The organism is Rhizobium sp. CIAT894, from assembly GCF_000172795.2.
Taxonomy (GTDB): Bacteria; Pseudomonadota; Alphaproteobacteria; order Rhizobiales; family Rhizobiaceae; genus Rhizobium.
This window is the reverse complement of the sequence record NZ_CP020947.1, coordinates 2,638,467-2,658,781: the sequence shown is the minus strand read 5'-3', so window position 1 is coordinate 2,658,781 and position 20,315 is coordinate 2,638,467. Positions and strand designations below refer to the sequence as shown.

Annotated in this window: 26 protein-coding genes and 2 pseudogenes; 8 read left to right on the top strand and 20 right to left on the bottom strand. The window is 61.4% G+C overall.

The features are described 5' to 3' along the window. The first annotated feature begins 77 nt into the window (after positions 1–77). The gene (locus RHEC894_RS13240) at positions 78–674 is read left to right on the top strand and encodes a demethoxyubiquinone hydroxylase family protein (protein ID WP_085737607.1); all 597 of its coding nucleotides are present in this window, start codon (positions 78–80) and stop codon (positions 672–674) included. A gap of 140 nt (positions 675–814) precedes the next feature. Here RHEC894_RS13240 and RHEC894_RS13235 read toward each other — a convergent pair whose 3' ends face one another. The 5 genes from RHEC894_RS13235 to RHEC894_RS13225 all read right to left on the bottom strand — a co-directional run bounded on the left by RHEC894_RS13235 (position 815) and on the right by RHEC894_RS13225 (position 4,398). Further along, positions 815–1,591: a phosphodiester glycosidase family protein gene (locus RHEC894_RS13235; protein ID WP_085737606.1), complete on the bottom strand. Its 777-nt coding sequence runs from the start codon at positions 1,589–1,591 to the stop codon at positions 815–817. 19 nt (positions 1,592–1,610) lie between these two features. Continuing rightward, positions 1,611–2,525, bottom strand: a complete 915-nt coding sequence (gene ubiA, locus RHEC894_RS13230) for a 4-hydroxybenzoate octaprenyltransferase (RefSeq protein WP_085737605.1) — start codon at positions 2,523–2,525, stop codon at positions 1,611–1,613. Between the two features lie 191 nt (positions 2,526–2,716). Next, positions 2,717–2,890 carry a hypothetical protein gene (locus tag RHEC894_RS32995; protein WP_164517687.1) on the bottom strand — a complete coding sequence of 58 codons (174 nt, stop codon included), beginning with the start codon at positions 2,888–2,890 and terminating at the stop codon, positions 2,717–2,719. A gap of 45 nt (positions 2,891–2,935) precedes the next feature. Further along, the gene (locus RHEC894_RS32410; RefSeq protein ID WP_125460961.1) at positions 2,936–3,121 is read right to left on the bottom strand and encodes a hypothetical protein; all 186 of its coding nucleotides are present in this window, start codon (positions 3,119–3,121) and stop codon (positions 2,936–2,938) included. Positions 3,122–3,159: 38 nt separating this feature from the next. Continuing rightward, the gene (locus RHEC894_RS13225; RefSeq protein ID WP_085737604.1) at positions 3,160–4,398 is read right to left on the bottom strand and encodes an argininosuccinate synthase; all 1,239 of its coding nucleotides are present in this window, start codon (positions 4,396–4,398) and stop codon (positions 3,160–3,162) included. 124 nt (positions 4,399–4,522) lie between these two features. On the opposite strand from RHEC894_RS13225, the gene RHEC894_RS13220 reads away from it, so the two are divergent. Further along, positions 4,523–4,990, top strand: coding sequence for an Lrp/AsnC family transcriptional regulator (locus tag RHEC894_RS13220; RefSeq protein ID WP_085737603.1), 468 nt, complete (start codon positions 4,523–4,525; stop codon positions 4,988–4,990). A gap of 151 nt (positions 4,991–5,141) precedes the next feature. Here the strand turns inward: RHEC894_RS13220 and RHEC894_RS13215 are convergent, their stop codons facing one another. Further along, a complete protein-coding gene (locus RHEC894_RS13215; protein ID WP_085737602.1) occupies positions 5,142–5,981 on the bottom strand; it encodes an SDR family oxidoreductase in 840 nt (279 codons plus the stop codon). 133 nt (positions 5,982–6,114) lie between these two features. On the opposite strand from RHEC894_RS13215, the gene RHEC894_RS13210 reads away from it, so the two are divergent. Further along, the gene (locus RHEC894_RS13210; RefSeq protein WP_085737601.1) at positions 6,115–6,483 is read left to right on the top strand and encodes a helix-turn-helix domain-containing protein; all 369 of its coding nucleotides are present in this window, start codon (positions 6,115–6,117) and stop codon (positions 6,481–6,483) included. A 62-nt stretch (positions 6,484–6,545) separates the two neighbouring features. Here the strand turns inward: RHEC894_RS13210 and RHEC894_RS13205 are convergent, their stop codons facing one another. Then, on the bottom strand, positions 6,546–7,439 hold the full coding sequence (locus tag RHEC894_RS13205) for a hypothetical protein (protein ID WP_206427858.1): 894 nt from the start codon (positions 7,437–7,439) through the stop codon (positions 6,546–6,548). Positions 7,440–7,503: 64 nt separating this feature from the next. On the opposite strand from RHEC894_RS13205, the gene RHEC894_RS13200 reads away from it, so the two are divergent. Continuing rightward, complete coding sequence (locus RHEC894_RS13200; RefSeq protein ID WP_085737599.1) at positions 7,504–8,379, top strand: helix-turn-helix domain-containing GNAT family N-acetyltransferase; 876 nt, start codon at positions 7,504–7,506, stop codon at positions 8,377–8,379. Between the two features lie 170 nt (positions 8,380–8,549). On the opposite strand, the gene RHEC894_RS13195 is transcribed toward RHEC894_RS13200, so the two are convergent. Then, a complete protein-coding gene (locus RHEC894_RS13195; RefSeq protein ID WP_085737598.1) occupies positions 8,550–8,753 on the bottom strand; it encodes a hypothetical protein in 204 nt (67 codons plus the stop codon). A 244-nt stretch (positions 8,754–8,997) separates the two neighbouring features. Here RHEC894_RS13195 and RHEC894_RS13190 point away from each other — a divergent pair, with 244 nt between their 5' ends. After that, on the top strand, positions 8,998–9,396 hold the full coding sequence (locus RHEC894_RS13190; protein ID WP_010066157.1) for a VOC family protein: 399 nt from the start codon (positions 8,998–9,000) through the stop codon (positions 9,394–9,396). Between the two features lie 5 nt (positions 9,397–9,401). On the opposite strand, the pseudogene RHEC894_RS13185 reads toward RHEC894_RS13190, so the two are convergent. Both RHEC894_RS13185 and RHEC894_RS13180 read right to left on the bottom strand, forming a co-directional pair. After that, positions 9,402–9,572 (bottom strand): annotated as a pseudogene (locus tag RHEC894_RS13185) (Lrp/AsnC ligand binding domain-containing protein); the annotation flags it as partial. 15 nt (positions 9,573–9,587) lie between these two features. Continuing rightward, complete coding sequence (locus RHEC894_RS13180; protein WP_085737596.1) at positions 9,588–10,229, bottom strand: dihydrofolate reductase family protein; 642 nt, start codon at positions 10,227–10,229, stop codon at positions 9,588–9,590. A 188-nt stretch (positions 10,230–10,417) separates the two neighbouring features. On the opposite strand from RHEC894_RS13180, the gene RHEC894_RS13175 reads away from it, so the two are divergent. After that, positions 10,418–10,939 (top strand): helix-turn-helix domain-containing protein, encoded by a 522-nt coding sequence (locus RHEC894_RS13175; protein ID WP_085737595.1) that lies wholly within the window; start codon positions 10,418–10,420, stop codon positions 10,937–10,939. Positions 10,940–10,954: 15 nt separating this feature from the next. Here the strand turns inward: RHEC894_RS13175 and RHEC894_RS13170 are convergent, their stop codons facing one another. Genes RHEC894_RS13170 through RHEC894_RS13160 form a run of 3 tightly spaced genes read right to left on the bottom strand, consistent with a single transcriptional unit; the run spans position 10,955 to position 13,577 of the window. Next, positions 10,955–11,758, bottom strand: a complete 804-nt coding sequence (locus RHEC894_RS13170) for an ABC-2 family transporter protein (RefSeq protein ID WP_085737594.1) — start codon at positions 11,756–11,758, stop codon at positions 10,955–10,957. Positions 11,759–11,760: 2 nt separating this feature from the next. Beyond that, the gene (locus RHEC894_RS13165; protein WP_085737593.1) at positions 11,761–12,561 is read right to left on the bottom strand and encodes an ABC-2 family transporter protein; all 801 of its coding nucleotides are present in this window, start codon (positions 12,559–12,561) and stop codon (positions 11,761–11,763) included. After that, complete coding sequence (locus RHEC894_RS13160) at positions 12,558–13,577, bottom strand: ATP-binding cassette domain-containing protein (RefSeq protein ID WP_010068466.1); 1,020 nt, start codon at positions 13,575–13,577, stop codon at positions 12,558–12,560. Before RHEC894_RS13160 ends, RHEC894_RS13165 begins: the two co-directional genes overlap by 4 nt. Positions 13,578–13,782: 205 nt before the next feature. Here RHEC894_RS13160 and RHEC894_RS13155 point away from each other — a divergent pair, with 205 nt between their 5' ends. After that, positions 13,783–14,325, top strand: a complete 543-nt coding sequence (locus tag RHEC894_RS13155) for an NADPH-dependent FMN reductase (protein ID WP_010068467.1) — start codon at positions 13,783–13,785, stop codon at positions 14,323–14,325. Between the two features lie 37 nt (positions 14,326–14,362). Here the strand turns inward: RHEC894_RS13155 and RHEC894_RS33375 are convergent. The 5 genes and pseudogenes from RHEC894_RS33375 to RHEC894_RS13135 all read right to left on the bottom strand — a co-directional run. Next, positions 14,363–14,455 (bottom strand): annotated as a pseudogene (locus RHEC894_RS33375) (GNAT family N-acetyltransferase); the annotation flags it as partial. Between the two features lie 70 nt (positions 14,456–14,525). Continuing rightward, positions 14,526–15,029, bottom strand: a complete 504-nt coding sequence (locus RHEC894_RS13150) for a BA14K family protein (protein ID WP_085737592.1) — start codon at positions 15,027–15,029, stop codon at positions 14,526–14,528. Positions 15,030–15,236: 207 nt separating this feature from the next. Further along, positions 15,237–15,446, bottom strand: coding sequence for a hypothetical protein (locus RHEC894_RS13145; RefSeq protein ID WP_010065958.1), 210 nt, complete (start codon positions 15,444–15,446; stop codon positions 15,237–15,239). 192 nt (positions 15,447–15,638) lie between these two features. Continuing rightward, the gene (locus tag RHEC894_RS13140; RefSeq protein ID WP_085737591.1) at positions 15,639–15,872 is read right to left on the bottom strand and encodes a hypothetical protein; all 234 of its coding nucleotides are present in this window, start codon (positions 15,870–15,872) and stop codon (positions 15,639–15,641) included. 119 nt (positions 15,873–15,991) lie between these two features. After that, the gene (locus tag RHEC894_RS13135; protein WP_085737590.1) at positions 15,992–16,828 is read right to left on the bottom strand and encodes an alpha/beta hydrolase; all 837 of its coding nucleotides are present in this window, start codon (positions 16,826–16,828) and stop codon (positions 15,992–15,994) included. 366 nt (positions 16,829–17,194) lie between these two features. On the opposite strand from RHEC894_RS13135, the gene RHEC894_RS13130 reads away from it, so the two are divergent. Next, entirely contained in the window at positions 17,195–18,154 is a 960-nt protein-coding gene (locus RHEC894_RS13130; protein ID WP_085737589.1) for a trypsin-like peptidase domain-containing protein, read from the top strand. Positions 18,155–18,172: 18 nt separating this feature from the next. Here the strand turns inward: RHEC894_RS13130 and dusA are convergent, their stop codons facing one another. Both dusA and RHEC894_RS13120 read right to left on the bottom strand, forming a co-directional pair. Beyond that, positions 18,173–19,174 carry a tRNA dihydrouridine(20/20a) synthase DusA gene (dusA, locus tag RHEC894_RS13125; RefSeq protein ID WP_085737588.1) on the bottom strand — a complete coding sequence of 334 codons (1,002 nt, stop codon included), beginning with the start codon at positions 19,172–19,174 and terminating at the stop codon, positions 18,173–18,175. A gap of 182 nt (positions 19,175–19,356) precedes the next feature. After that, a complete protein-coding gene (locus tag RHEC894_RS13120) occupies positions 19,357–19,569 on the bottom strand; it encodes a cold-shock protein (protein WP_003540801.1) in 213 nt (70 codons plus the stop codon). Between the last annotated feature and the right edge of the window lie 746 nt (positions 19,570–20,315).

Sequence of the window (20,315 nt, the reverse complement as noted above, 5' to 3'; positions counted from 1 at the left end):
GGCGCATGCCGGCACCCCTTGACGATGACGGCGGCGATCCTGCCTATTGACCGCAAGGGAACCGGGGCAGGATGGTTATGATCAATCCGTCGAGCAACTCGGGAATGCGCGACGCCGATGTCACCATCCGTCGCATTCTCAAGGTCAACCACGCGGGCGAGTTCGGCGCTATCAGGATCTATGGCGCCCAGATCCTGATGGCCCGGCGGCTGTTTCCCGACATCGTTTCGACGCTTGAAGAGATGCGTGAGGACGAGATCGACCATTGCCGGCTGTTTCGCGGGGCAATGCCTGCAAGGAGCGCCAGGCCCTGCCGCGTCATGGCCTTCTGGAGTCTCGGCGGTTTCGTGCTCGGCTTGCTGACGGCGCTTGGCGGGCGCAACTTGATCTGGATCTGCACGGAGGCCGTGGAAAGCACGGTTCATCGCCATCTCGAAGACCAACTGGCTTTCCTCGCCAAACGCGATCCCGAGCTTCATACCCTGATCGCATCGATACAGGAACAGGAGCTTGCGCATCTTAGGAAGGCCGAAGACAGTCAGAAGACACGGGGCCTGAGTCACGCCTTGCTCCTGCCCGTCATCGCCGCCCTGACCGACCTGATGATCTGGCTCTCCACCTGGGGCGACTCGAGTTGGATGCGCGCCGAAATGGTGCGTGCGGGGAAGGGATAGGCTTTGATGGGGAGGTTCAGAGGAAGCGATGGCGGCAGAGGAAACGGTAAGCTTTGATGTCGATGGGCATCGTGTTGTCGGGACATTGTGTCTGGCGACAACGCACCAACGCCCGCCTCGATGAAGGCCGATTTCCTCCGCTACTCGACCACGCCGAGGATCGGGCCGTAGCCGCCGTGCCAGGAACGGTCGTTACGGCCCATTTCCGGGTAATAAAGCCCGACACCGTTTCCGCCATCGAGAAACAAGGCGTCGGGGCATTTCAGATTGTCGCGGAAGAGCCGCGCGAAATCGTGGAAATTCACCCCGTCTTCGCTGATCGCCAAGCGAACCGTGCCGGCTCCGCAGGCGCCGACACCGCTTCGGCGGGTTCGATCGGTGGAACCGGGGATGAAGATCGGGTTCAGCTTGCCGGCGATGACGAGCATCGGGCCGGACTGTGTGGCGAACCGCACTTTGGGCGCACGCTGCAGAAATTCATCTGTGGGAAGGATGCCGGCGCCGGTTTCACCCAGAAAGAACACGCCGTTCGGTTTCTTGTAGAAATTCGGCACCTGGCCGGCGGAGCTTTCGGCCTTTGCGGTATTGGCGGGTTTCAGTTCCCTGGCGTTCTCGACATACAGTCCCATCGGCGAAAAATCGGCCCGGTACATGCCGGCGTTGACGGCCAGCACCAGCGTCTTTCCCTCGGCGCGAACGGATTCGGCAAGGTTTGAAAAAGCCCGGTACGGCTCGCCATCGGCGCCCTTCCAGAACAGGCGAAGGCCGGATTTTCCCGATTCCAGCGTGCAGACGACATATTTCGTCTCTTCGAAACTCTGCGGTTCGCATTGCCCGGCATCGGCTTGATGCAGGGATGTCATCGTTGCCGCCAGCATCATGGCGGCGGCGAGCACGCCTTGTTTCAGATAGGTCATTGATCCCACCTCAAATTGCTCACCATGTGCCTGACAAAGCCGTGCCGGCCAGCAGCACGCCCGTCAGGATATTGGCGAGGAACAGGCGATAATTCAGGTCGGGGCGGGCGAGGTCGATCCGCCGGATCTGCCAGGCAAGGTGGGCTGCGATCACCAGCATGCCGATCGCATAAGGCGGCGACATCTCCAGCAGCCAGCCCCCGAGCGACCACGCCCCGACGGCCAGGGCATAGAACAAGCCGATCCACATCTTGCCGCGCCGGCCGAACAGGATCGCCGTGGATTTCAAGCCGAGGCGGGTGTCGTCCCTGACGTCGACATAGGCGTAGACCGTATCATAGCCGATCTGCCAGGCGATGGCCCCGGCCCACATCAGCACGGCACCGGTAGGAATATGACCTCCAACCTCGGCCCATGCCATCAGCATCCCCCAATTAAACGCCGCTCCCAGCACGGCCTGGGGCCAGTGGGTGAAGCGCTTGCAGAAAGGATAGAGGAAGACGAGCGGCAGAACCGATATCGCGATCAAACGTGTGTAGGGTGTCAGGAAGAGCAGAAGCGAGGCGGCAGCCATGAGTTCCACGGCCAGAAAGACAAAGGCGTGCAGCGTGCCGAGCTGTCCGCTTGCCAGCGGCCGGAAACGAGTCCGCTCCACGTGACCGTCAAACTTCCGATCCGCCATGTCGTTGACCGTGGAGCCGGCGCTTCTCATCAGCAGGGCGCCGAGAGAGAAGATCGCCAGTTGACTAAGGTCCGGCAGGCCGTGCGATGCCTGGACGAGGGCGGCCCAGCATGGGAAAAGCGTCAGCCATATCCCCACAGGGCGATCCAGCCGCGCCAGCCGCGTGTATGGCCGCCATGCGGCCGGCAACCGGCGATCCACCCAGTCACCATGGTGGATGTCGCTGAGATCAGGGCGGCTTAGAGTCGTCATGATGTAGCCTGTAATTCCTATCGCAATAGCTGGGACGCCTCAGCTTTTCATCGCCGCCGGCGGCGTCCCAGAATAGGAATTTTTGCAGGCACGGCAACGACCGTCTGCCGTAACTGGTATTCGATGATTTTTCGTATGCCGCCGAGGCCATGTCTCGCCCGTCGTGAGACCTCAGTTGCAGGGACAAATCCCTACCAGGCGGTACGGGCCGTGCCGAGTGCCGTCGTGTGAGAGGATGAGACGTGGGCGACGTACTCCTTGAGCGACACGACGCAGTTTCCAGGACAGCTCAGTTTGTACAGCGTCAAGTGCTTCAGCAACGCCTCGGCGTCGCGCTTTTCGGTGAGCGGAAATGTCATCGTCATGCGAGTTCCTCCAACGAACAGACCGAGCATCTGTAGAAGTAATGTTTAAATTCTTTTGCGCCGCAACAAGAAAATTTTAATAATAAAATTAAAATCGATTAGTTCTTGAGATGCTGTTTTTAAAATCGTTTGAAATTTGCTTTGCCATTTCCATGGAAGCTTGGCTGTTTTGGGCGTGAAGGAAAATCCAGGGTGCGGCTCCGCCGGAAGCGGAGCCGCAGCGCTGGACATGGCATTGTGCCGGGGAAGCGATTGGCGGGTTGTGAGCATCAAGCTGGCGCTGGCGGCAGAGGCTCATCCCCGTTGCGGGCCGCCCAATTCCGGAGCCGCAGTCCATTGAGCCTGATGAAGCCTTCGGCATCATGATGATCATAGGCGATGGAACTTTCCTCGAAGGTGACGAGGTCGGCGCAATAGAGTGAGCAGGGCGAGGTGCGGGAAATGACCGATGCGCTGCCCTTGTAGAGCCTGACCGTGACTTCGCCGCTGACGAAGGCCTGGCTTCGGTCGATCAGCGCCTGCAGCATATCCCGCTCGGGCGCGAACCAGAAGCCGTTATAGATCAGCTCGGCGTAGCGCGGCATGATCTCATCCTTCAGATGTGCGGCAGCACGATCGAGCGTGATCGATTCAATCCCGCGATGCGCCGTAAGCAGGATCGTTCCTCCCGGCGTCTCGTATACGCCCCTCGACTTCATGCCGATGAAGCGGTTTTCGACCAGATCGAGCCGGCCGACGCCATGCCGGCCGCCGAGGCCATTGAGTTCGGTGAGCAGTGTTGCCGGCGTCATCGCCTGGCCGTTCAGGGAAACCGGGTCGCCGCTTTCGAAACCGATGGTGATGGTCTCAGGGGTTTCAGGGGCGTCGAGGGGATCGATCGTGCGCTGGTAGACATAAGCGGGGGCGATCGCCGCCGGATCTTCGAGAATCTTGCCTTCGGTCGAGGTGTGCAGCAGGTTTGCGTCGGTCGAGAACGGCGCCTCGCCGCGCTTGTCGCTCGGCACCGGGATCCGATGCTTTTCGGCATATTCCAGAAGCTGGGTGCGGGAGCGGATGTTCCATTGGCGCCAGGGGGCAATGACCTCGATCGACGGATCGAGCGCATTGACGGCCAGCTCGAAGCGGACCTGGTCGTTGCCCTTGCCTGTCGCGCCATGGGCAACGGCATCCGCGCCGACCTGCCGGGCTATGGCGACAAGATGTTTGGCAATCAGCGGCCGGGCAATCGAACTGCCGAGGAGATACTGCCCCTCATAAATCGTGTTGGCCCGCAGCATCGGAAAGACGAAGTCGCGGACGAATTCCTCCCGCAGGTCGACGATGCGGATGTCCTTGACCCCTGATATTGTCGCCTTCGCCCGCGCCGGCTCGAGCTCCTCACCCTGGCCGAGATCGGCGGTGAAGGTCACGACCTCGCATCCGTAAGTCTCCTGCAGCCATTTGAGGATGATCGAGGTATCCAGTCCGCCTGAATAGGCGAGGACAATTTTCTCTATCTTTTTCGCCACCAGTCCGTCTCCGATTTGACTTGGGAATAATAGGCCAGCTCATACGCAATGAGCTTGCGAAGCTTCCTCAGAATTGCGAATATTTGGCATATTATGCCGCTTCCAAATAAAATGGAGCTATGAAATGCCAACCACTTTGGACCCGATCGATCGGCATATTCTGCGGGTGCTTCAGCGTGACGGGCGTATTTCGAATGTCGAGTTGGCAAAAGAGGTGGGGCTGTCGCCTTCGCCCTGCCTGCGCCGCGTGCGCCTCCTGGAAGAGGCCGGGATCATCGATCGCTACGTCGCTGTGCTGGATCCGGCAAAGGTCGGCGCGGGGTTGACGGTTTTCGCCCGCGTTTGGTTCAAGACCCAGGACGCCGAGGTCACGTTGCGGTTCGCTGAAGCCGTCAGGCGGTTTCCCGAGGTGATGGAATGTTACCTGACGACGGGGGAATGCGACGCCGTGCTTCGTATCGTCACCGCCGATCTGCACAGCTACTGGCGTTTTCAGGCCGACCACCTGACGCGCATTCCGAGTGTCCTCAGCGTCAAGACCGACGTGCCGATGGAAACGCTGAAGCGGAGTTATGAACTGCCGTTGCGATAGGCGTCGCTTTTGTATCGGCTTTCCCGGCCATACAGCGTACCGATGGTGTGGCCAGCCCCGTCCTTCGACACCCCTCAGGGGCGCCTCGGGACGGGCTGGGAAAGAGTAGAACAGACGGCGGATGTCCGCCGTCAGCGGTTTGTTTTCGCGATTACGCCTTCAGCGCCGCGGCATAATCTGCCGCGTAGGTCTTCAGCGAGCGCGGCGTCTTGCCGGTCAGCGTCTCGACGTCGCCGGTGACGACAGCGGTCCAACCTTGGCGAACGGGATAGAAGATCGAGGCGAGGAAGCTCGCATAATCGGCAGGCACGCCGGCGCCGGTCAGGATGCCGATGAAGGCTTCGTCGGTGATGGCGTTGTAGGCGACCGGCTTGCCGATCGCCTGTGACAGGATGGCGGCGGCTTGCGTGTAGGAGAGGGCTTCCGGGCCGGTCAGGTTGAAGGCCTTGCCGTCGAACGCCGAGGAAGTGAGGGCTGCCACGGCGCTGGCCGCGATATCGCGGGCGTCGACGAAGCTCGATTTGCCGTCTGCGGCGGGCAGGGCGATCTGGCCGTGGTCGATGCCGGGCTTCCAGAACGTGTGGAAGTTATCGGAAAACCAGTTCGGGCGCAGGATGACGTAAGGTGTGCCTGATTTTTCCAGGGCGATCTCGACCTGGCGATAAGGAATGGAGTCGTCGGCGTCGACGCCGAGGACGCTCTGGAAAACCACCTTCACCTTGCGGGCGGCAGCGGCTTCGATGACCGGCAGCAGCAGGCCCTTGGCATCGACATGGCCGGAGGCGAGCAGCACATAGGCGCGGTCGACGCCTTCAAAGGCCGGGCCGAAGGTTTCCGGCTTTGCATAGTCGAAGGCGACGCCTTCGGCGCCCGCCACCGGCTTGCCCGAGCGCGAAGCAGCCTTGACGGCTTCGCCCTTGGCCAGGAGCCCGTCCACCACATGCTTGCCGACTGTGCCGGTCGCGCCGATAACCAGAATCTTGTTGCTCATATCGCTCTCCTTGGTATCTATTGGAAACTATCTAGCGGCAAGATAGATACAGGCAAATCAGGATTAGAAAAGAGAGCACTTTTTCGTAACATGGTTTCGTCAAGGAAACCGGCGAGGGAAACAGGTGACCGTGATGCAACAGGCGTACAACGTCTACGAGGACCGCTGCCCAACACGCCTGGTGCTGGATCGACTGGCAGATAAATGGGCGCTGCTCATTCTCGACCGGCTGGAAGGCGGGCCGGTGCGTTTCAATCACATCCGTCGGGATATCAAGGGCATATCGCAGAAAGTTCTTGCTCAGACGCTGCGGAAGCTGGAGCGCGACGGGTTGATCTCGCGCACGATTTTCCCGACCGTGCCGGTGACCGTTGAATATGCACTGCTGCCGCTGGGCCGCACCCTGACGGATACAGTTTCGGCCCTTGCCCACTGGGCGGAGAAGAATATGGATGCGATTTTTACGGCGCAGCGCGCCTATGATGAGGCGCATTCGGTCTGAGGTCGGTTGCCGAGCTAGCCGGAGGGGGCACTCGACCGGCGCGTACATTCTGACGGACCGGGTTACTCGACCTGGATATGAAGATGGTCGTCGTGGCGGGCGGCGCGGCAGCCTTGGAAGCGGACATGACTGTCGGTGATGCCAAGCGCATTCTTCAGATGCGGTTCGATGAAGATCTTCTCCAGGCGGAAGCGCGCGACGCCTTCGCTGGTCAGCCAGCGAACCGCTTCCGACGTCCGCTGCTCTTCGATCCGATAGGCGGGGAACAAGGGCTGTAGCGCGTCGAAATCCCAGCGGGTGGTGAGCCAGTCGTTGCGCCCTTCGCATGGCAATTCATCGCCGGGCGCTGGCTCTTCGAAGGCGAAATAGCCGATCGGGGAGCGGGTGACGCCGTTCAGGAAGGCGCCGTCCGCATCCTTGTAATAATAGGCGAAGTCGAGCTTCTTGCCATCGGCATGCGACAGATGCGGCAGCAGTGGAAAACCGTTTACGAAGGGGAAATTCGCATCCAGCGCGGTGGTGACGGTTCCGGGAAATTCCTCGTCCATGTGGGCGGCAAGCGCCTTTGCCAGGTCGCGCACCTCGGGCCTAACGTAATTGCGGTTCAACAGGCAATAGATCGGGGAGCGGACCACGAGCCTGTCTGTGGCGTTTGACATGCAGGAGAGGGGAACCCGTCCGAACGCCGGAGCGGCGAGGCCTGCTGCGAACGACGCGCTGACATAACAAAGCAGGAAGATCGCGAGCTTCGCCAGAAAGCGCCGGATCCCCCAGGCGCGCGACGCGGCCAGCGCGACGAGATAGGCGAGGCCGCCTATCTGGGTGAGCAGCGTCAGGGTGATGACGATCAGGGCGTGGAGGATAAAGCGGAGCACGGGGCAGCCTTGCGTGGGGAAGTTGCATTGCCATAGGTGAGGGAGCGGGGATGCGCAAGGTGGTCGGCGCGCGCCTTGCATTTCGTCGCAAGTCCGCTTTTGCCCGGATTTGACAGTGGGATTTATCTGACCTAAGTCAGATAATATGATCTACGATCCCGTCGCTCGTGTGCGTCGCTTCAACCGTGCCGTCACCTCTGAGGTCGGCGCTCTCGATACGTCTTTCCTCGGACGCGGACGTCCGCTGGGGGCAGCCCGCGTGCTCAATTCGATCGGCCGCGGGCAATCCGATGTTGCCGTGATCCGCGACCATCTGGGCCTCGATTCCGGCTTGATGAGCCGTCTGCTGCGCAGCCTGGAAGAAGAGGGTCTCGTCGAGACGGTGCCGAACCCTGAGGACGCGCGTCGCCGCATCGCCAGATTGACCGAAACCGGCCGGTCCGAATTTCAGGCCTATGAAGCGCTTTCCAATGCGCAGGCGACATCATTTCTGGCACGGCATCGCCACCCGGAAGAACTGCTGCGCGCCATGGATATCGTTGCTTCATCGCTGCGACGCGACCGGATCGTGCTCGAGGAGGAAGATCCCCGGCACCGGAATGCCCGCTATTGCCTGAGCGAATATTACGGCGAACTTGCCCGCCGCTTCGAGAAAGGTTTCGATGTGTCGCTTTCGCGCGATCCCGACGCTTGGGATATGGTTCGTCCGCGCGGGGCGTTCCTGGTCGCCATGTCGGATGACCTGCCGATCGGCTGTGTCGGGTTGAAGGGCGATGGCGGCGAGGTTGCGGAGATCAAAAGGCTGTGGGTGGCTCCATCCGCGCGCGGCCTCGGGCTCGCCAAACGCCTGATGACGGCCGCCGAAGACATCGCCCGTGAACTATCCGTCAAGCTCCTGCGCCTGGATACGAATAGCGCGCTGGCCGAGGCACAGAAGCTCTATCGCGCAACCGGCTGGAACGAGATCGAGCGGTTCAACGACGATCCGTATCCGGACACCTTCTTCGAAAAGCGCCTTTAAACGGGGCAGGCGGTTTTGCGCAGTCGATGTCGATTGGGTGAGTGTCTATCGTCTTGAGCGGGGCGATTTCCTTGGCTTGGCCCGAGCCGTTCACGGCGCCGACGCGCCGCGCCGGATTCTTATGGTGCCGGCGCCCGTCGTTCAGAGGGAAACAGGTCGCGGGCGGCAGTCTACTGGTGGTTCAACTGCTTCGATAGCTCGGCAAAAAGCTTGTCGTGGTCCGTGTTCATCTGGATGAGATCGACGGCAACGGTGATGGCGCGGCGCCCTTCGAGACTATCTATGTCGAGCTTCTTCTCGCAGCACCATTGCCGAACGGCATTGGTGACGATTGCTATTTCATCATCGTTGAGTGAGATGAGCGATAAGAGCATGGCGTCCCCCGTGAAGCGGCAAGAGCACCTATGATCTCTCAAGCGGTCGTGCCGATACAGATGGGCCGATGGGTTCACTCTACGCTCATTCCCCATCAGCGCCACAGCTATTTTGGCACGGTTCGGCGCAGCCCGATGTCCGGGGATGGCCGGCCTTCAGGCGCCATGTCCTTGGCGGTCCGCGCTTGCCGATCGGCCCCGAGCCAACATAATGTCAAGGCTATCCGGACGGGAGGAGCAACGGATGAGCGATGACGCCGGCAGAAATGGGGCGCTTCAGGTGACAGCCCATGGCATCATACTCAAAACAGAACGTTTCGAGGAATGCGTCCGCTTCTACCGCGACATTCTGGAACTGCCCGTCTGGTTCGAACAGGACGACCTCACATGCCTGCGGTTCGGCGACGGCTATCTCATGATCGAAACCGGAGGAATGGCGCGGGACAGCCGAAAGCCGGGCCACGAGAATCCGACCATCCTGCGGCTCAACGTCATGGATGTCGGGGCTGCGGCGGCAGAACTCCAGTCCCGGGGCGTCGCCGTCGATATCAGGCACTTCAGCTGGGGCGTCATCGGAGCGTTCGTCGATCCCGATGGAAATGCGTGCGAATTGAAGAATGCCGGCGCCCCGTTCTTTTCCTGAGATTGTCAGACCGCCACCTGCCATGACTGCTTGATCTTCTGCATCGGGATTTTCGTTCTGATGTTGCGCACGTTTTCGATGCGGCCGAGATGTTCCATCTGGAAACGCCTGTAGCCGTCCAGATCGGGGGGCACGACCCGGAGGGTGAAATCGCAGTCGCCGACCATCAGATGGCATTCGACTGCGGCTGGTTATTTCGCCAGGACGATATGCGTGGCGTGTTCGGTGGCGACATGTTCTACGACGCGGAAGCCGAGGGCGGGCAAATCGATGCCTGCAAACATCGCTTCGCCCTTGCCGAGTACGACGGGCGAGATGGCGAAATGCAATTCGTCGATCAGGCCGGCCTGCAGATATTGGCGGACGGTGCTGACGCCGCCGCCGATCTTCACGTCTTTGTCGCCTGCGGCCGCTTTCGCCTTTTCGAGTGCCTCATGAATGCCGCCGGTGACGAAGTGGAAGGTCGTGCCGCCCTCCATGACGATCGGCTCGCGCGGGTAGTGCGTGAGGATGAAAGTCGGTGCGTGGTAGGGCGGGTTCGGCCCCCACCAGCCCTTCCAGGCCTCGTCGGGCCAGTTGCCGCGGATGGGACCGAACATGTTCCGTCCGAGGATGAAGGCGCCGAAATTGGCCATGCCGCGGGCCGCATAATCCTCGTCGACCCCCGACGAACCGTCGTCCTTTCCCTGCATCGCCCGGAAAGTGCGGGTGTGGAAGAACCATTGGAACATTTCCGGCCCCCGCTTTCCGAGCGGATCGTTCAAGCTCTGCTCCGGCCCGGCCCCGAAGCCGTCCACGGAAAGGGAAAACGCTGCAACACGCACCTTGGACATGCTTTCCTCCATCTGATTGCGTTTTAAAACTAGTTGCTTTGTCGCATATGTGATCCTATATTGCAACCAGTTTTAGAGCGGTTCAGGTTTTTATGAAAGCGCTGAACCGCTCTAACTTTTTTTTACGCAATTCCGGACGGAAAACCGCTTCGCACTTTTCCTGGAATTGCTCTAGAAGGAGATGTTTCGTGGATATCGAACTGCGGTCGGGCTGCCCGATCAACCTGACGATGGAGGTGCTGGGCGACAGGTGGAGCCTCATCATCATCCGGGACATCATGTTTGGCAACCGCCGGCATTTCCGCGAGCTTCTGACCCATTCGCAGGAGGGGATCGCCTCCAATATTCTGGCAGCCAGGTTGAAGCGACTGCTCTCGCTCGGGTTCATCAGTAAACGCGATGATCCGAGCCACAGCCAGAAAGCCATCTACAGCCTGACGGAGCCGGCGATCCAGCTCGTTCCCGTCTTCGCCATGATCGGCGCCTGGGGCCGGCGCCATCTGCCTGTCAGCGAGGATCTCAGCATCCGCGCCGAACTTCTCGAAGAGGGCGGGCCGCCGCTCTGGGACGAATTCATGGAGGATCTTCGGCAGATCCATATCGTCGATCCGATCGGCGGAGCCAACGGGACGTGCACATCGGCGGTGCTCGCGAAGCTGACGGCGGCGTTCCTCGAAGTCCGTGCCAGATCGTTGTCGCAGGTATCCTGACGCACGCTTGCCCGATCAGCCGCCGGCGCCCTGATATTTGCCGGTGGCGTATCGCCAATAAGCCATGGCGATCAACACCCAGATCGGGCCGGCGGCAAGAGCCACGGGCCCGGCCCAATCCCCGAGGATCGGGATGGTTTTGCCGAGCAGGGCGCCGACCGGGACCGAACTGGTCAGCGCCAGCGGAACCGCGGTGATGAGGGTGATCTGAATGCCGCCGGGGAAGATGTTGAGGGGATAGCGGTTCAATTCCCAACAGCCGAAGAAGATCGAGAACAAGTGGTTGGAACGCACCCAGATCAACGCCGTGGCGCCGATCATGGTGATCAGCGCCCCCGTCACCAGCGTCGCGCTGATGAGCGCGGCCAAGAAGAACGACACGGACCAGACCGACCAGGCGAAATCCACGGACAGGACGGCCCAGCCCATCAGCGCCACGGCCAGGATGACGTGGCCGGTATAGCCGATATTGAGGCCGGAAAAGATCAGATAGGCCCAGGGGCTGAACGGTTTGACCAGCAGCGTATCGAAGGTGCCGAGCCGCACCAGTTCTTCCAGATCGCGCAGTTGCACGAAGCTCATCGCCGCGCCGAGCGAATAGGCCAGCAGTTGAAAGCTGAACAACAGCGCGAGCTCCGGCCAGGTCCAGCCGCCGAGCGTGTCGAAGCGGGCAAGCAGGATGCCGATGGTGGCGAAGACGCTGCCATAGGAGAGGATCTGCGCAAAACGATCGAGCCAGAAAGCGCCGCGATATTCCATCTGCGAGCGGACATGCATCCGCACCAGCAGCGGCAGGACCCGCAGATGATGAATGAGCACGATCAACCTCCCTGCACGGTGATGCGGCCGGAAGCTGCGCGCCACAGAAAAAGGACGCCGGCCAGGAACAGGGCGGCCCAGCCGAGGCCGAGGCCGAGATGAAGCCAGACATCGGTGGCAGAAAGCCTGCCGAGATAGACGGCATTGGGATAATAGACCACCCAGGCAAAGGGCAGATGGCGGGCAATCGTCGCCAGAGGTTCGGGGAAGAACCAGAAGGGCACCAAAAGGCCGGAGAACAATTGCAGCAGGGCGCCGAGGATCCAGTCCAGCGAGAAGCTGGTCATCAGCCAGAAAGCCACCAGGCCGAGGAGCGCCGACATCAGGAACAGCAGCGTGAAGGACAGCGCCCAGAAGGCGATGAACATGAGGCCATGAAACGGGCTCGCCGGCGGCAGCATGCCGTAAAACAAGGCGGTGAAGGCGACGGTCGGAATGACCTGGCTTGCCAGGCGATAGAAAAAGCTGCCGCATTCGTTGGCAAAGAGATAGAGCGGATAGGACAAGGGCTTGAGCAGCCAGATCGCGACATCGCCTGATTTCAGCGACCGGCCGATCTCGCCGATGATCCTTTCAGGGCGGGTCGCCCCCATGACCGCGCCGCCCAGCAGGGCATAGGTCACCATCTGCTGCAGCGAGACCCCATCGACCACCATCGCGCCGACACCGGCATAGGCCGCCTGCCAGATGGCGACACGCGCAAAGACCTGCACGAGCTTGCCGAAGATGTTGGCCCAGACTTCGTTGCGGTAGGCGAGCTGCGAATGGAAGGAGCTGCGCGCAAAGGCGAAGTAGGCGCTCATGAGGCTCGGGCCTCGGCGTTGCGGCGCTGATCGGCACTGCGACGCTGGTAGAAGTTGCGGATGACTTCTTCGATGTCGGGCTCGTGCAGTGCCACGTCCTTGAGATCGCGCCCGCTGCCGACTTCCGACAGGACTTTGACCAGCGATACGTCCTCGCGCTCGATCAGATAGTTCTTGCGCAACCCCTCGTCGCTGACGAGCGAGGCCGTGCTCAGCGGCAAAGGCCCGGGGTCGCTGGCAAATTCCAGCGTCAGCCGCCGGGCCGAGCCCAATGCCGCCCGCAGGCTCCTCAATTCGCCGTCGAAGATCAGCCTCGAGTGATCGACCATGATCAGGCGGGGACAGATGGTCTCGATGTCCTGCAGGTCATGGGTGGTGAGGATGATGGTGACGCCGCGTTCGCGGTTGATTTCGGCAAGAAAGCGCCGCACGGCATCCTTGGCGACCACGTCGAGCCCGATCGTGGGTTCGTCGAGAAACAGGATCTTCGGGTCGTGCAACAGCGACATGACGATCTCGGCGCGCATGCGCTGGCCGAGGCTGAGCTGGCGCACAGCGCGGTCGAGAAACGGGCTGAGATCGAGCAGCTCGCTGAAGCGCCGGAGATTGTCCGCATAGCGGGCAATGGGAATGTCATAGATGCGCTGGTGCAAGGTGAAACTGTCGACCAGCGGCAGGTCCCACCAGAGCTGGCTGCGCTGGCCGAACACAACGCCGATCTCGCGCGCGTTGTCCATCCGCTTAAGATGCGGCGTCCGGCCGAGCACCGTCAGCGCGCCGGCGCTCGGCACCAGGATGCCGGTCATCATCTTGATCATGGTGGATTTGCCGGCGCCATTGGGGCCGAGATAACCGACGGCTTCGCCGGCCGCGACGTCGAAATCGATGTCGGAAACCGCCTGAACTTCCGTATATTCGCTCGTCACCAGCGTCTTCAGGGCGCCCAGAAAACCCGGAAATCTCTTGTGCTGCCGGAAGCGTTTGCTGACGCCCCGTGCCTCGATCAAAGCCGTCATATGTATTCCCGCCGATTCGGCAGTTGTGAGGATTGGAAAGCAGGCTAACGCCGGGCTCGGCCGGTGCAAGCAAAAGTCGCTTTTGATCATCACTCAATCGCGCAATTCAAAGCCTTGCAGCATCCTTTTCTATCTGAATGAATAGACGCGCGGCGCCGCAGCCTTTTGCGTTGACAGCCACGATCAATCGATCGCTGTTAGGGCCATGAAGATTCTCGCAATATCCGGCAGCGCTCGGCGCAATTCCACCAATACATCAATGCTGCGGGCTGTCAGCGCCGTCGCGCCATGTGAGATCGAGATTACGATCTTCGATGGCGTGGGAGGTTTGCCGGTGTTCTCGCCGGATCTCGAGGGGGAATCTCTGCCGGCGGCGGTGCGGGATTTCGTCGCTCTGATCGCTCAGAGCGACGGGGTGATCATTGCCAGTCCGGAATATGTGCGATCCATCCCCGGCGGTCTCAAGAATGCGATCGACTGGCTCGTATCGGGAGATGAGATCGTCCACAAGCCGATCGCTCTGCTGCACGCATCCCATCGGGGCGACGACATGCTGGCCGGTCTTCGCATCGTGCTTGCAACCATCACCGACCGGTTCGCGGATCATATCTTCCTCCGACTTCCGCTGATGAAACTGGAGCCGGCCGAGGTGTTTCAGGCCGTCGAGACGGCAGGGAACCGTTCCAGGGTGCAGGCCTATCTTCAGGCCTTCTCGGTCTATTGCGCGGCAAGCAACGAAACCGCCTGAAGCGTCAGTCATCGCAACGGTATCAGACGGCCGCTCTCAATTCGCCGCCATTGCGCTCGATCACCCGCCGCGAGGCGTGATTGTCCTCGTTGCAGAGGATGACGAGCCGGTCGAGGCCTTCTTTCTTTGCGTTGTCCCCGCGGCATAAAAAAAGCCCCGCACGATCTTGATGCGAGGCTTGTGCCGGCAGACGAACGGGTTCAACGGCACTGGCGGCGCGGGCCGTAGCTCGGCTGGTAGGTGTTGTCGTAGGCGCGGTAGGACCGGTAGCGGCTGTAGCAATAATCTTCGTGCGAGCTGTAGCCGGTCGAACGATAGGCTCGCGGCTGCGAGGCGATGATGCCGCCGAGGAGGGCGCCGGCGGCCAGGCCGCCAATGATGGCGCCGGTATTGTCGTGGTGGTGATACCGGCGGTCGTAGCGGCGATCCCAGCCATAACGATCGTTTCGGCGGTAGTCGCGGTCCCCGTAGTAGTTGCGATCACGATAATGATGGCGTTTGCGATACCAGTCGTCATCATTCCTGCCGAACTGACCCGGGCAATTGGTGAAGTTGTTGCAGCCAACGGTCGTTATGTCGGGATTTCCGGGCGCCGGTTGCGCCGCTGCCTGCATCGGGCTCGGCACGAAGGCCGGACCTGCCGAGGCCGGCATTCCGGAGAAGGCCGTCGCTATAGACAGGGCAATGATGGCGATTCTGTTCATTTCACTCACCTTGGGTAAACGGATGTATCGAAGGCGTAACGCAGCGGAAGGGATTAAGTTTCATTCCGGGATGGGAGGGGTTGATGTATGTGCGTCTCGACTAACGTAAAGGGCAAGACGAAACTCGGCCGCCCGCAGCGGCGCGTGCCTGCTGGAGACCGAAGCAAATGCTGAATTCGAGCCTATGCGGATGGCGCGCTGTCGCCCTTATTTGCCGCCAGCCAGCAAGCGAAGCTGGCTCTCGTCATGCACGCCTTGCCGGTAAAGCTCGATGATCAGAGCGCCAAGGCGGTTGGCTTCTGCGCCCGATCTGTCGATATCGAGCCCGTTGCAGAGGGCTTCGTGGACGCGCCTGCACACATCAAGGTCTTCGGATGCGAGCGGTTCATCACGCGTGTTGACCAGCTTGTCTGACATCGCAATCTGCCCTTTTTCGATGCCGTGAATCGCTATTGTGAAAAAGATAATTTCACGATCCTGGCTCTACAAGATGGGCGAAGGTCCGAAATACAAAACAATTCGTGACGTGGAAATGCGGACAAGGGCTTGCGCGGCTCGGGATGAGACAGGCGGGCGCATCGGCCCGACAGGCGGCGCGCGCGTGGGGACCTATTCGGTGGCGGGGTCCTTGCCGCTTTGCTGCGACAGGCGCAGTTCCTTCAGCCGCTTGGTCTTCTCCCGGCGAGCGCGCTGCTCCGCCTCGATGGTTTCCTTGGCGGCTCGCTCGGTGTTTTCGAAACGATCCTGCCGGTAAGCCTTTGATGAGGGTTCACGTTCTCTGGTCATGGCCGCTAAACGCAAAGCGGCGAAAACGGTTTCATCGGAAAACGTGCAACCGACCATCAACGGCCGAGGCGGGCAGGGCGCAGCCCGTTTGCTGCAACCCGCGGCTGACGAGATCTTGCCGTGTCGGGCAGGTCGTGCCGGCCGCCGGGCGCCATAGCGCCCGGCGGCCTGGCGGATCAGCCCTTGATGAAGGCGAGGATGTCGGGATTGATGATGTCGGCATGGGTGGTGCACATGCCGTGCGGAAATTTCTCGTAGACCTTCAGCGTCGCGTTCTGCAGCAGCTTGGACGAGAGCAGGGCAGAGTCGGCGATCGGCACGATCTGGTCGTCGTCGCCATGCATGACGAAGGTCGGCACGGTAATGATTTTCAGGTCTTCGGTGAAATCGGTTTCAGAAAAGGCCTTGATGCCGTCGTAATGCGCCTTGGCGCCGCCGATCATGCCCTGGCGCCACCAATTGTTGACGATCGGCTCCGACACCTTCGCACCCGGCCGGTTGAAGCTGTAGAACGGGCCGGCCGGCAGGTCGCGATAGAATTGCGCGCGATTGGCGGCGAGCTGCCGGCGCAGGTCGTCGAAGACCTCGATCGGCAGGCCGCCGGGATTGGCAGCCGTTTTCACCATGATAGGCGGCACGGCGCCGATGATGACGAGCTTGGCGACTCGGCCCTGCGGCTGGCCATGGCGGGCGACATAGTGGGTCGCTTCGCCGCCGCCGGTGGAGTGGCCGATATGGACTGTGTTCCTGAGATCGAGATGCTCGACGACGGCTGCGGCATCGGCGGCGTAATGATCCATATCGTGACCGTCGCCGACCTGGGTGGAGCGCCCATGGCCGCGCCGGTCATGGGCGACGACCCGGTAGCCCTTCGCGAGAAAGAACAGCATCTGGGCGTCCCAGTCATCGGAGCATAGCGGCCAGCCGTGATGGAACATGATCGGCTGGGCGGTCTTCGGCCCCCAATCCTTGTAGAAGATCTCGACGCCGTCCTTGGTGGTGACTGTGCTCATCTCTGGGCTCCTCGATGGGGTTGGGTTGGGCTAAAGCGGTCAGAAGTTTGTGCCGTTGCCGGCAAAATCGGCAAGGCGATAGGCACCGCTGCGCGCGGCTAGGTTGGAATATGCGGATGTCGTCATCAAGCTAATCTTTATATTCAATTCACATAACAGAATTTTATAATGAGGCCAGACCACAGCCGGACATTGCTGGTCGATGCGTTACAGGACGCCGCGGCAGACGGCGCCGCCGGCGCGCCCTTGAACGCGGTTCATCGCCCAACCATCTAACCCACTACACATCATCACCATGGCGAACTGTCGCAACCGCGGCCGCTTCGCCGGCGGCGGGACGGCCGTTTGCCGCCTGAGGACCAGATCATGGGTTATATGGACAAGGAGATAGTGCCTCAAAATGAGGGGGCGCTGATCGATGCCTATTCGCAATCGATCGCAGCAGCAGTCGACATCGTCGGGCCGGCGGTCAGCCGCATCGAGAGGGTGGGTGGCCGGCAGGGGCACGGGTCGGGCTTCGCCATTTCCCCTGACGGTCTGATCATCACCAACAGCCATGTCGTCGACGACGCCAAGGCCGTTCGCATCACCACGCCCGATGGCTTCGTCACCGAGGGCCGGGTGCTCGGCCGCGATATCGATACCGATATCGCTCTCATTCGCGCCAATACCGGCACCGGCGCCTGGGCGAAGCTCGGGGATTCCCAGCGCCTGCGCAGAGGCCATATCGCCATAGCGATCGGAAACCCGCTCGGTTTCGAATGGACTGTCACCGCCGGCATCGTCTCGGCGCTCGGCCGGTCAATGCGGGCAGCCAGCGGCCGGCTGATGGAGGATGTCATCCAGACCGACGCGGCACTCAATCCCGGCAATTCGGGCGGGCCGCTGGTGTCGTCAGGCGGGGAGGTCATCGGCGTCAATACCGCCGTCATTCAGGGCGCGCAGAGCATCGCCTTCGCCGTGGCGTCGAATACGGCCAATTTCGTGGTTTCGGAGATTCTTCGCTACGGGCAGGTGAGGCGTGCCTTTATCGGTATATCAGGCGATACAATTGTGCTGCCGCGCCGGGTGGCGCTGGCGGCGGGCACGGTGCAGACGACATCCGTTCGCGTGCGCTGGGTCGAGCCGGAAGGGCCGGCGGCAAAGGGAGGGCTGCAGGAGGGCGATTATATCCTCGCCATCGACGGCAGCCCGGTCGGCGGCGTCGATGATATCGTCCGATTGATGGATGGCAGCCGGATCGGCAGGGAGACGGAGATCCTGGTGTTTTCGGTGGCTGGCCGGATCGAGAAGAAGACCTTGCTGCCGATGGCGCGGACGTCATGACAGGGACATCACGCACCGTCAGGCGCTGACCGCCTCCTGCTCCGTCCCCGAAAAATCCACAGCGGCAAAGGCCGCCGCCAGCACCTCCGGCCCGGCGCCGCCTTTCGCCGCGTCGGTCGAGAGGATCTGGCGGTAGCGCCTGGCGCCGGGCAGGCCGGTGAAGAGGCCGACCATGTGGCGGGCCACATGCTGCAGCCGGCCGCCGGCCGCGATGTGGCGTTCTGCATAGGTCATCATCCGATCGCGCAGGGCTTTCCAGTCGGGTTCGGCCGCCGGCGCGCCGAAGAAGCGCTGGTCGACCTCGGCAAGGATTGCGGCATTCTGATAGGCGGCGCGGCCCAGCATGACGCCGTCGACCTGTTCGAGATGGGCTGCGGCTTCATCCAGCGTGCGGACGCCGCCGTTGATGCCGATGAAGACATCGGGCCAGCGCTGTTTCATCCGGTAGACGATCTCGTAGTCGAGCGGCGGGATCTCGCGATTCTCTTTCGGGCTCAAGCCCTTCAGCCAGGCCTTGCGGGCATGGATCCATATCGCGTCGGCGCCGGCATCGAGGACGTGGCTGATCAGCTCCGGCAGCGCCTGCTCCGGCTCCTGCTCGTCGACGCCGATCCGGCATTTCACCGTCACCGGCACGGTTGCGACCGCCTTCATCGCTGCGATGCATTCCGCCACCGTCTTCGGCGTCAGCATCAGGCAGGCGCCGAAGGTGCCCGACTGCACGCGGTCGGAGGGGCAGCCGACATTGAGGTTGATCTCGTCATAGCCGTAGGGCTCGGCAAGCTTCACCGCCTCGGCAAGCTTTGCCGGGTCCGAGCCGCCGAGCTGCAGCGCCAGCGGATGCTCGGCCGCGTCATGGCCGAGCAGCCGGTCGCGCGGACCGTGGATGATCGCATCGGCCACCACCATCTCGGTATAGAGCAGCGCCTGCCGGCTGATCTGGCGGTGAAAATAGCGGCAATGCCGATCCGTCCAGTCGATCATCGGGGCGACCGCAAAAATCGGGCTCTTCTGCGTCATCGACGTTCCATTATTCGTTGTTCTCTGGGCGCCGCAAGGGTGCCGCGCCGCCGCGGGGCGGGATCATTCATCAAGCGCGCATATAACATCTGGCGGTGCGATCGACAAATGACGCTCCCGCCGCAAACAGAAACGGCGCCCCTTGCGGAGCGCCGTCCATACCGCCGAAGCGGAAATCTGACTTACGAAGCCGAGATGTTGACGGCCTTCGGGCCCTTGCCCATGCGGTCCGGCTCGGTGTCGAAGGTAACCTGCTGGCCTTCGCGCAGCGACTGGATGCCAGAAGCCTGCAGCGCAGAGATATGGACGAAAACGTCCTTTGCGCCGCCGTCCGGCGTGATGAAACCAAAACCCTTGTCCTGGTTGAAGAATTTTACGGTGCCCTTGGTGGCCATTGGGATCGTCCTTTTCCCTTAGTCTGTGTAGTATCCGCGCCCCCGAGAGGAAGCGGACGGCTTTAGCTTTCGCCCCGATCGATTGGGACGAAGGGTCAGTCGGAGAAGTCACGTACGGGGAAAGAACGTCTACGTAGGCGGGTAGTCCCGCGCCGCCTTCCAAACGGAAGGGATTACCACATCAGTCCAGTCACCGGCATGCAAATGCCCGAGTAGGCGAATTGGTGCCAGCTTTTCGGGCAAAAAGCAAGCGGGATTATTTTGGCATGTCTGCATCTATGTCAGGAAATGCCGAAGATTCAGATACTTGAGGAAAAGTTAGCGGTTCCTTGCATAGCTGTGCCATAGCGAGATTCCGTGCCGAAACGGGATGAGGGGCGGATTCGGTGGCCGGGCATGGATTTTGTCGTCGGGCGGCGCCTGCTGCTTCGGTGCACCAATCAGCCCTTATGGTGAGGAGATCCCCAGGTTCGTCTCGAACCACGAGGGTGGATGGCCGGGTGGGTTGGTGTCGGTGGTGGGGGTAGCCCTGGCAGGTCCAGTGCCTTTGGCGCCGCCCTCGCTCCGCCTCATCTTGAGGTGCGGAAGCCAAAGGCTGAAGCCTCGAAAGACGAGGGCGGCCACGGACGCCATCGCCTCGATTCTGGATGCGGTGCATCAGAGGTTTCCACGCCCGCCCTCGTGGTTCGAGACGGCCCTTCGGGCCTCCTCACCATGAGGGCTGCTCTTGGAGCCATCGACAATCG

Excerpts from the sequence above, each read along its gene's own strand:
- RHEC894_RS13240 (WP_085737607.1), top strand. The coding sequence starts at position 78 with ATGATCAATCCGTCGAGCAACTCGGGAATGCGCGACGCCGATGTCACC.
- RHEC894_RS13235 (WP_085737606.1), bottom strand. The coding sequence starts at position 1,591 with ATGACCTATCTGAAACAAGGCGTGCTCGCCGCCGCCATGATGCTGGCG.
- ubiA (WP_085737605.1), bottom strand. The coding sequence starts at position 2,525 with ATGACGACTCTAAGCCGCCCTGATCTCAGCGACATCCACCATGGTGAC.
- RHEC894_RS32995 (WP_164517687.1), bottom strand. The coding sequence starts at position 2,890 with ATGACGATGACATTTCCGCTCACCGAAAAGCGCGACGCCGAGGCGTTG.
- RHEC894_RS32410 (WP_125460961.1), bottom strand. The coding sequence starts at position 3,121 with ATGTCCAGCGCTGCGGCTCCGCTTCCGGCGGAGCCGCACCCTGGATTT.
- RHEC894_RS13220 (WP_085737603.1), top strand. The coding sequence starts at position 4,523 with ATGCCAACCACTTTGGACCCGATCGATCGGCATATTCTGCGGGTGCTT.
- RHEC894_RS13215 (WP_085737602.1), bottom strand. The coding sequence starts at position 5,981 with ATGAGCAACAAGATTCTGGTTATCGGCGCGACCGGCACAGTCGGCAAG.
- RHEC894_RS13210 (WP_085737601.1), top strand. The coding sequence starts at position 6,115 with ATGCAACAGGCGTACAACGTCTACGAGGACCGCTGCCCAACACGCCTG.
- RHEC894_RS13205 (WP_206427858.1), bottom strand. The coding sequence starts at position 7,439 with ATGCAAGGCGCGCGCCGACCACCTTGCGCATCCCCGCTCCCTCACCTA.
- RHEC894_RS13200 (WP_085737599.1), top strand. The coding sequence starts at position 7,504 with ATGATCTACGATCCCGTCGCTCGTGTGCGTCGCTTCAACCGTGCCGTC.
- RHEC894_RS13195 (WP_085737598.1), bottom strand. The coding sequence starts at position 8,753 with ATGCTCTTATCGCTCATCTCACTCAACGATGATGAAATAGCAATCGTC.
- RHEC894_RS13190 (WP_010066157.1), top strand. The coding sequence starts at position 8,998 with ATGAGCGATGACGCCGGCAGAAATGGGGCGCTTCAGGTGACAGCCCAT.
- RHEC894_RS13180 (WP_085737596.1), bottom strand. The coding sequence starts at position 10,229 with ATGTCCAAGGTGCGTGTTGCAGCGTTTTCCCTTTCCGTGGACGGCTTC.
- RHEC894_RS13165 (WP_085737593.1), bottom strand. The coding sequence starts at position 12,561 with ATGAGCGCCTACTTCGCCTTTGCGCGCAGCTCCTTCCATTCGCAGCTC.
- RHEC894_RS13160 (WP_010068466.1), bottom strand. The coding sequence starts at position 13,577 with ATGACGGCTTTGATCGAGGCACGGGGCGTCAGCAAACGCTTCCGGCAG.
- RHEC894_RS13155 (WP_010068467.1), top strand. The coding sequence starts at position 13,783 with ATGAAGATTCTCGCAATATCCGGCAGCGCTCGGCGCAATTCCACCAAT.
- RHEC894_RS13150 (WP_085737592.1), bottom strand. The coding sequence starts at position 15,029 with ATGAACAGAATCGCCATCATTGCCCTGTCTATAGCGACGGCCTTCTCC.
- RHEC894_RS13145 (WP_010065958.1), bottom strand. The coding sequence starts at position 15,446 with ATGTCAGACAAGCTGGTCAACACGCGTGATGAACCGCTCGCATCCGAA.
- RHEC894_RS13140 (WP_085737591.1), bottom strand. The coding sequence starts at position 15,872 with ATGGTCGGTTGCACGTTTTCCGATGAAACCGTTTTCGCCGCTTTGCGT.
- RHEC894_RS13135 (WP_085737590.1), bottom strand. The coding sequence starts at position 16,828 with ATGAGCACAGTCACCACCAAGGACGGCGTCGAGATCTTCTACAAGGAT.
- RHEC894_RS13130 (WP_085737589.1), top strand. The coding sequence starts at position 17,195 with ATGGGTTATATGGACAAGGAGATAGTGCCTCAAAATGAGGGGGCGCTG.
- dusA (WP_085737588.1), bottom strand. The coding sequence starts at position 19,174 with ATGACGCAGAAGAGCCCGATTTTTGCGGTCGCCCCGATGATCGACTGG.
- RHEC894_RS13120 (WP_003540801.1), bottom strand. The coding sequence starts at position 19,569 with ATGGCCACCAAGGGCACCGTAAAATTCTTCAACCAGGACAAGGGTTTT.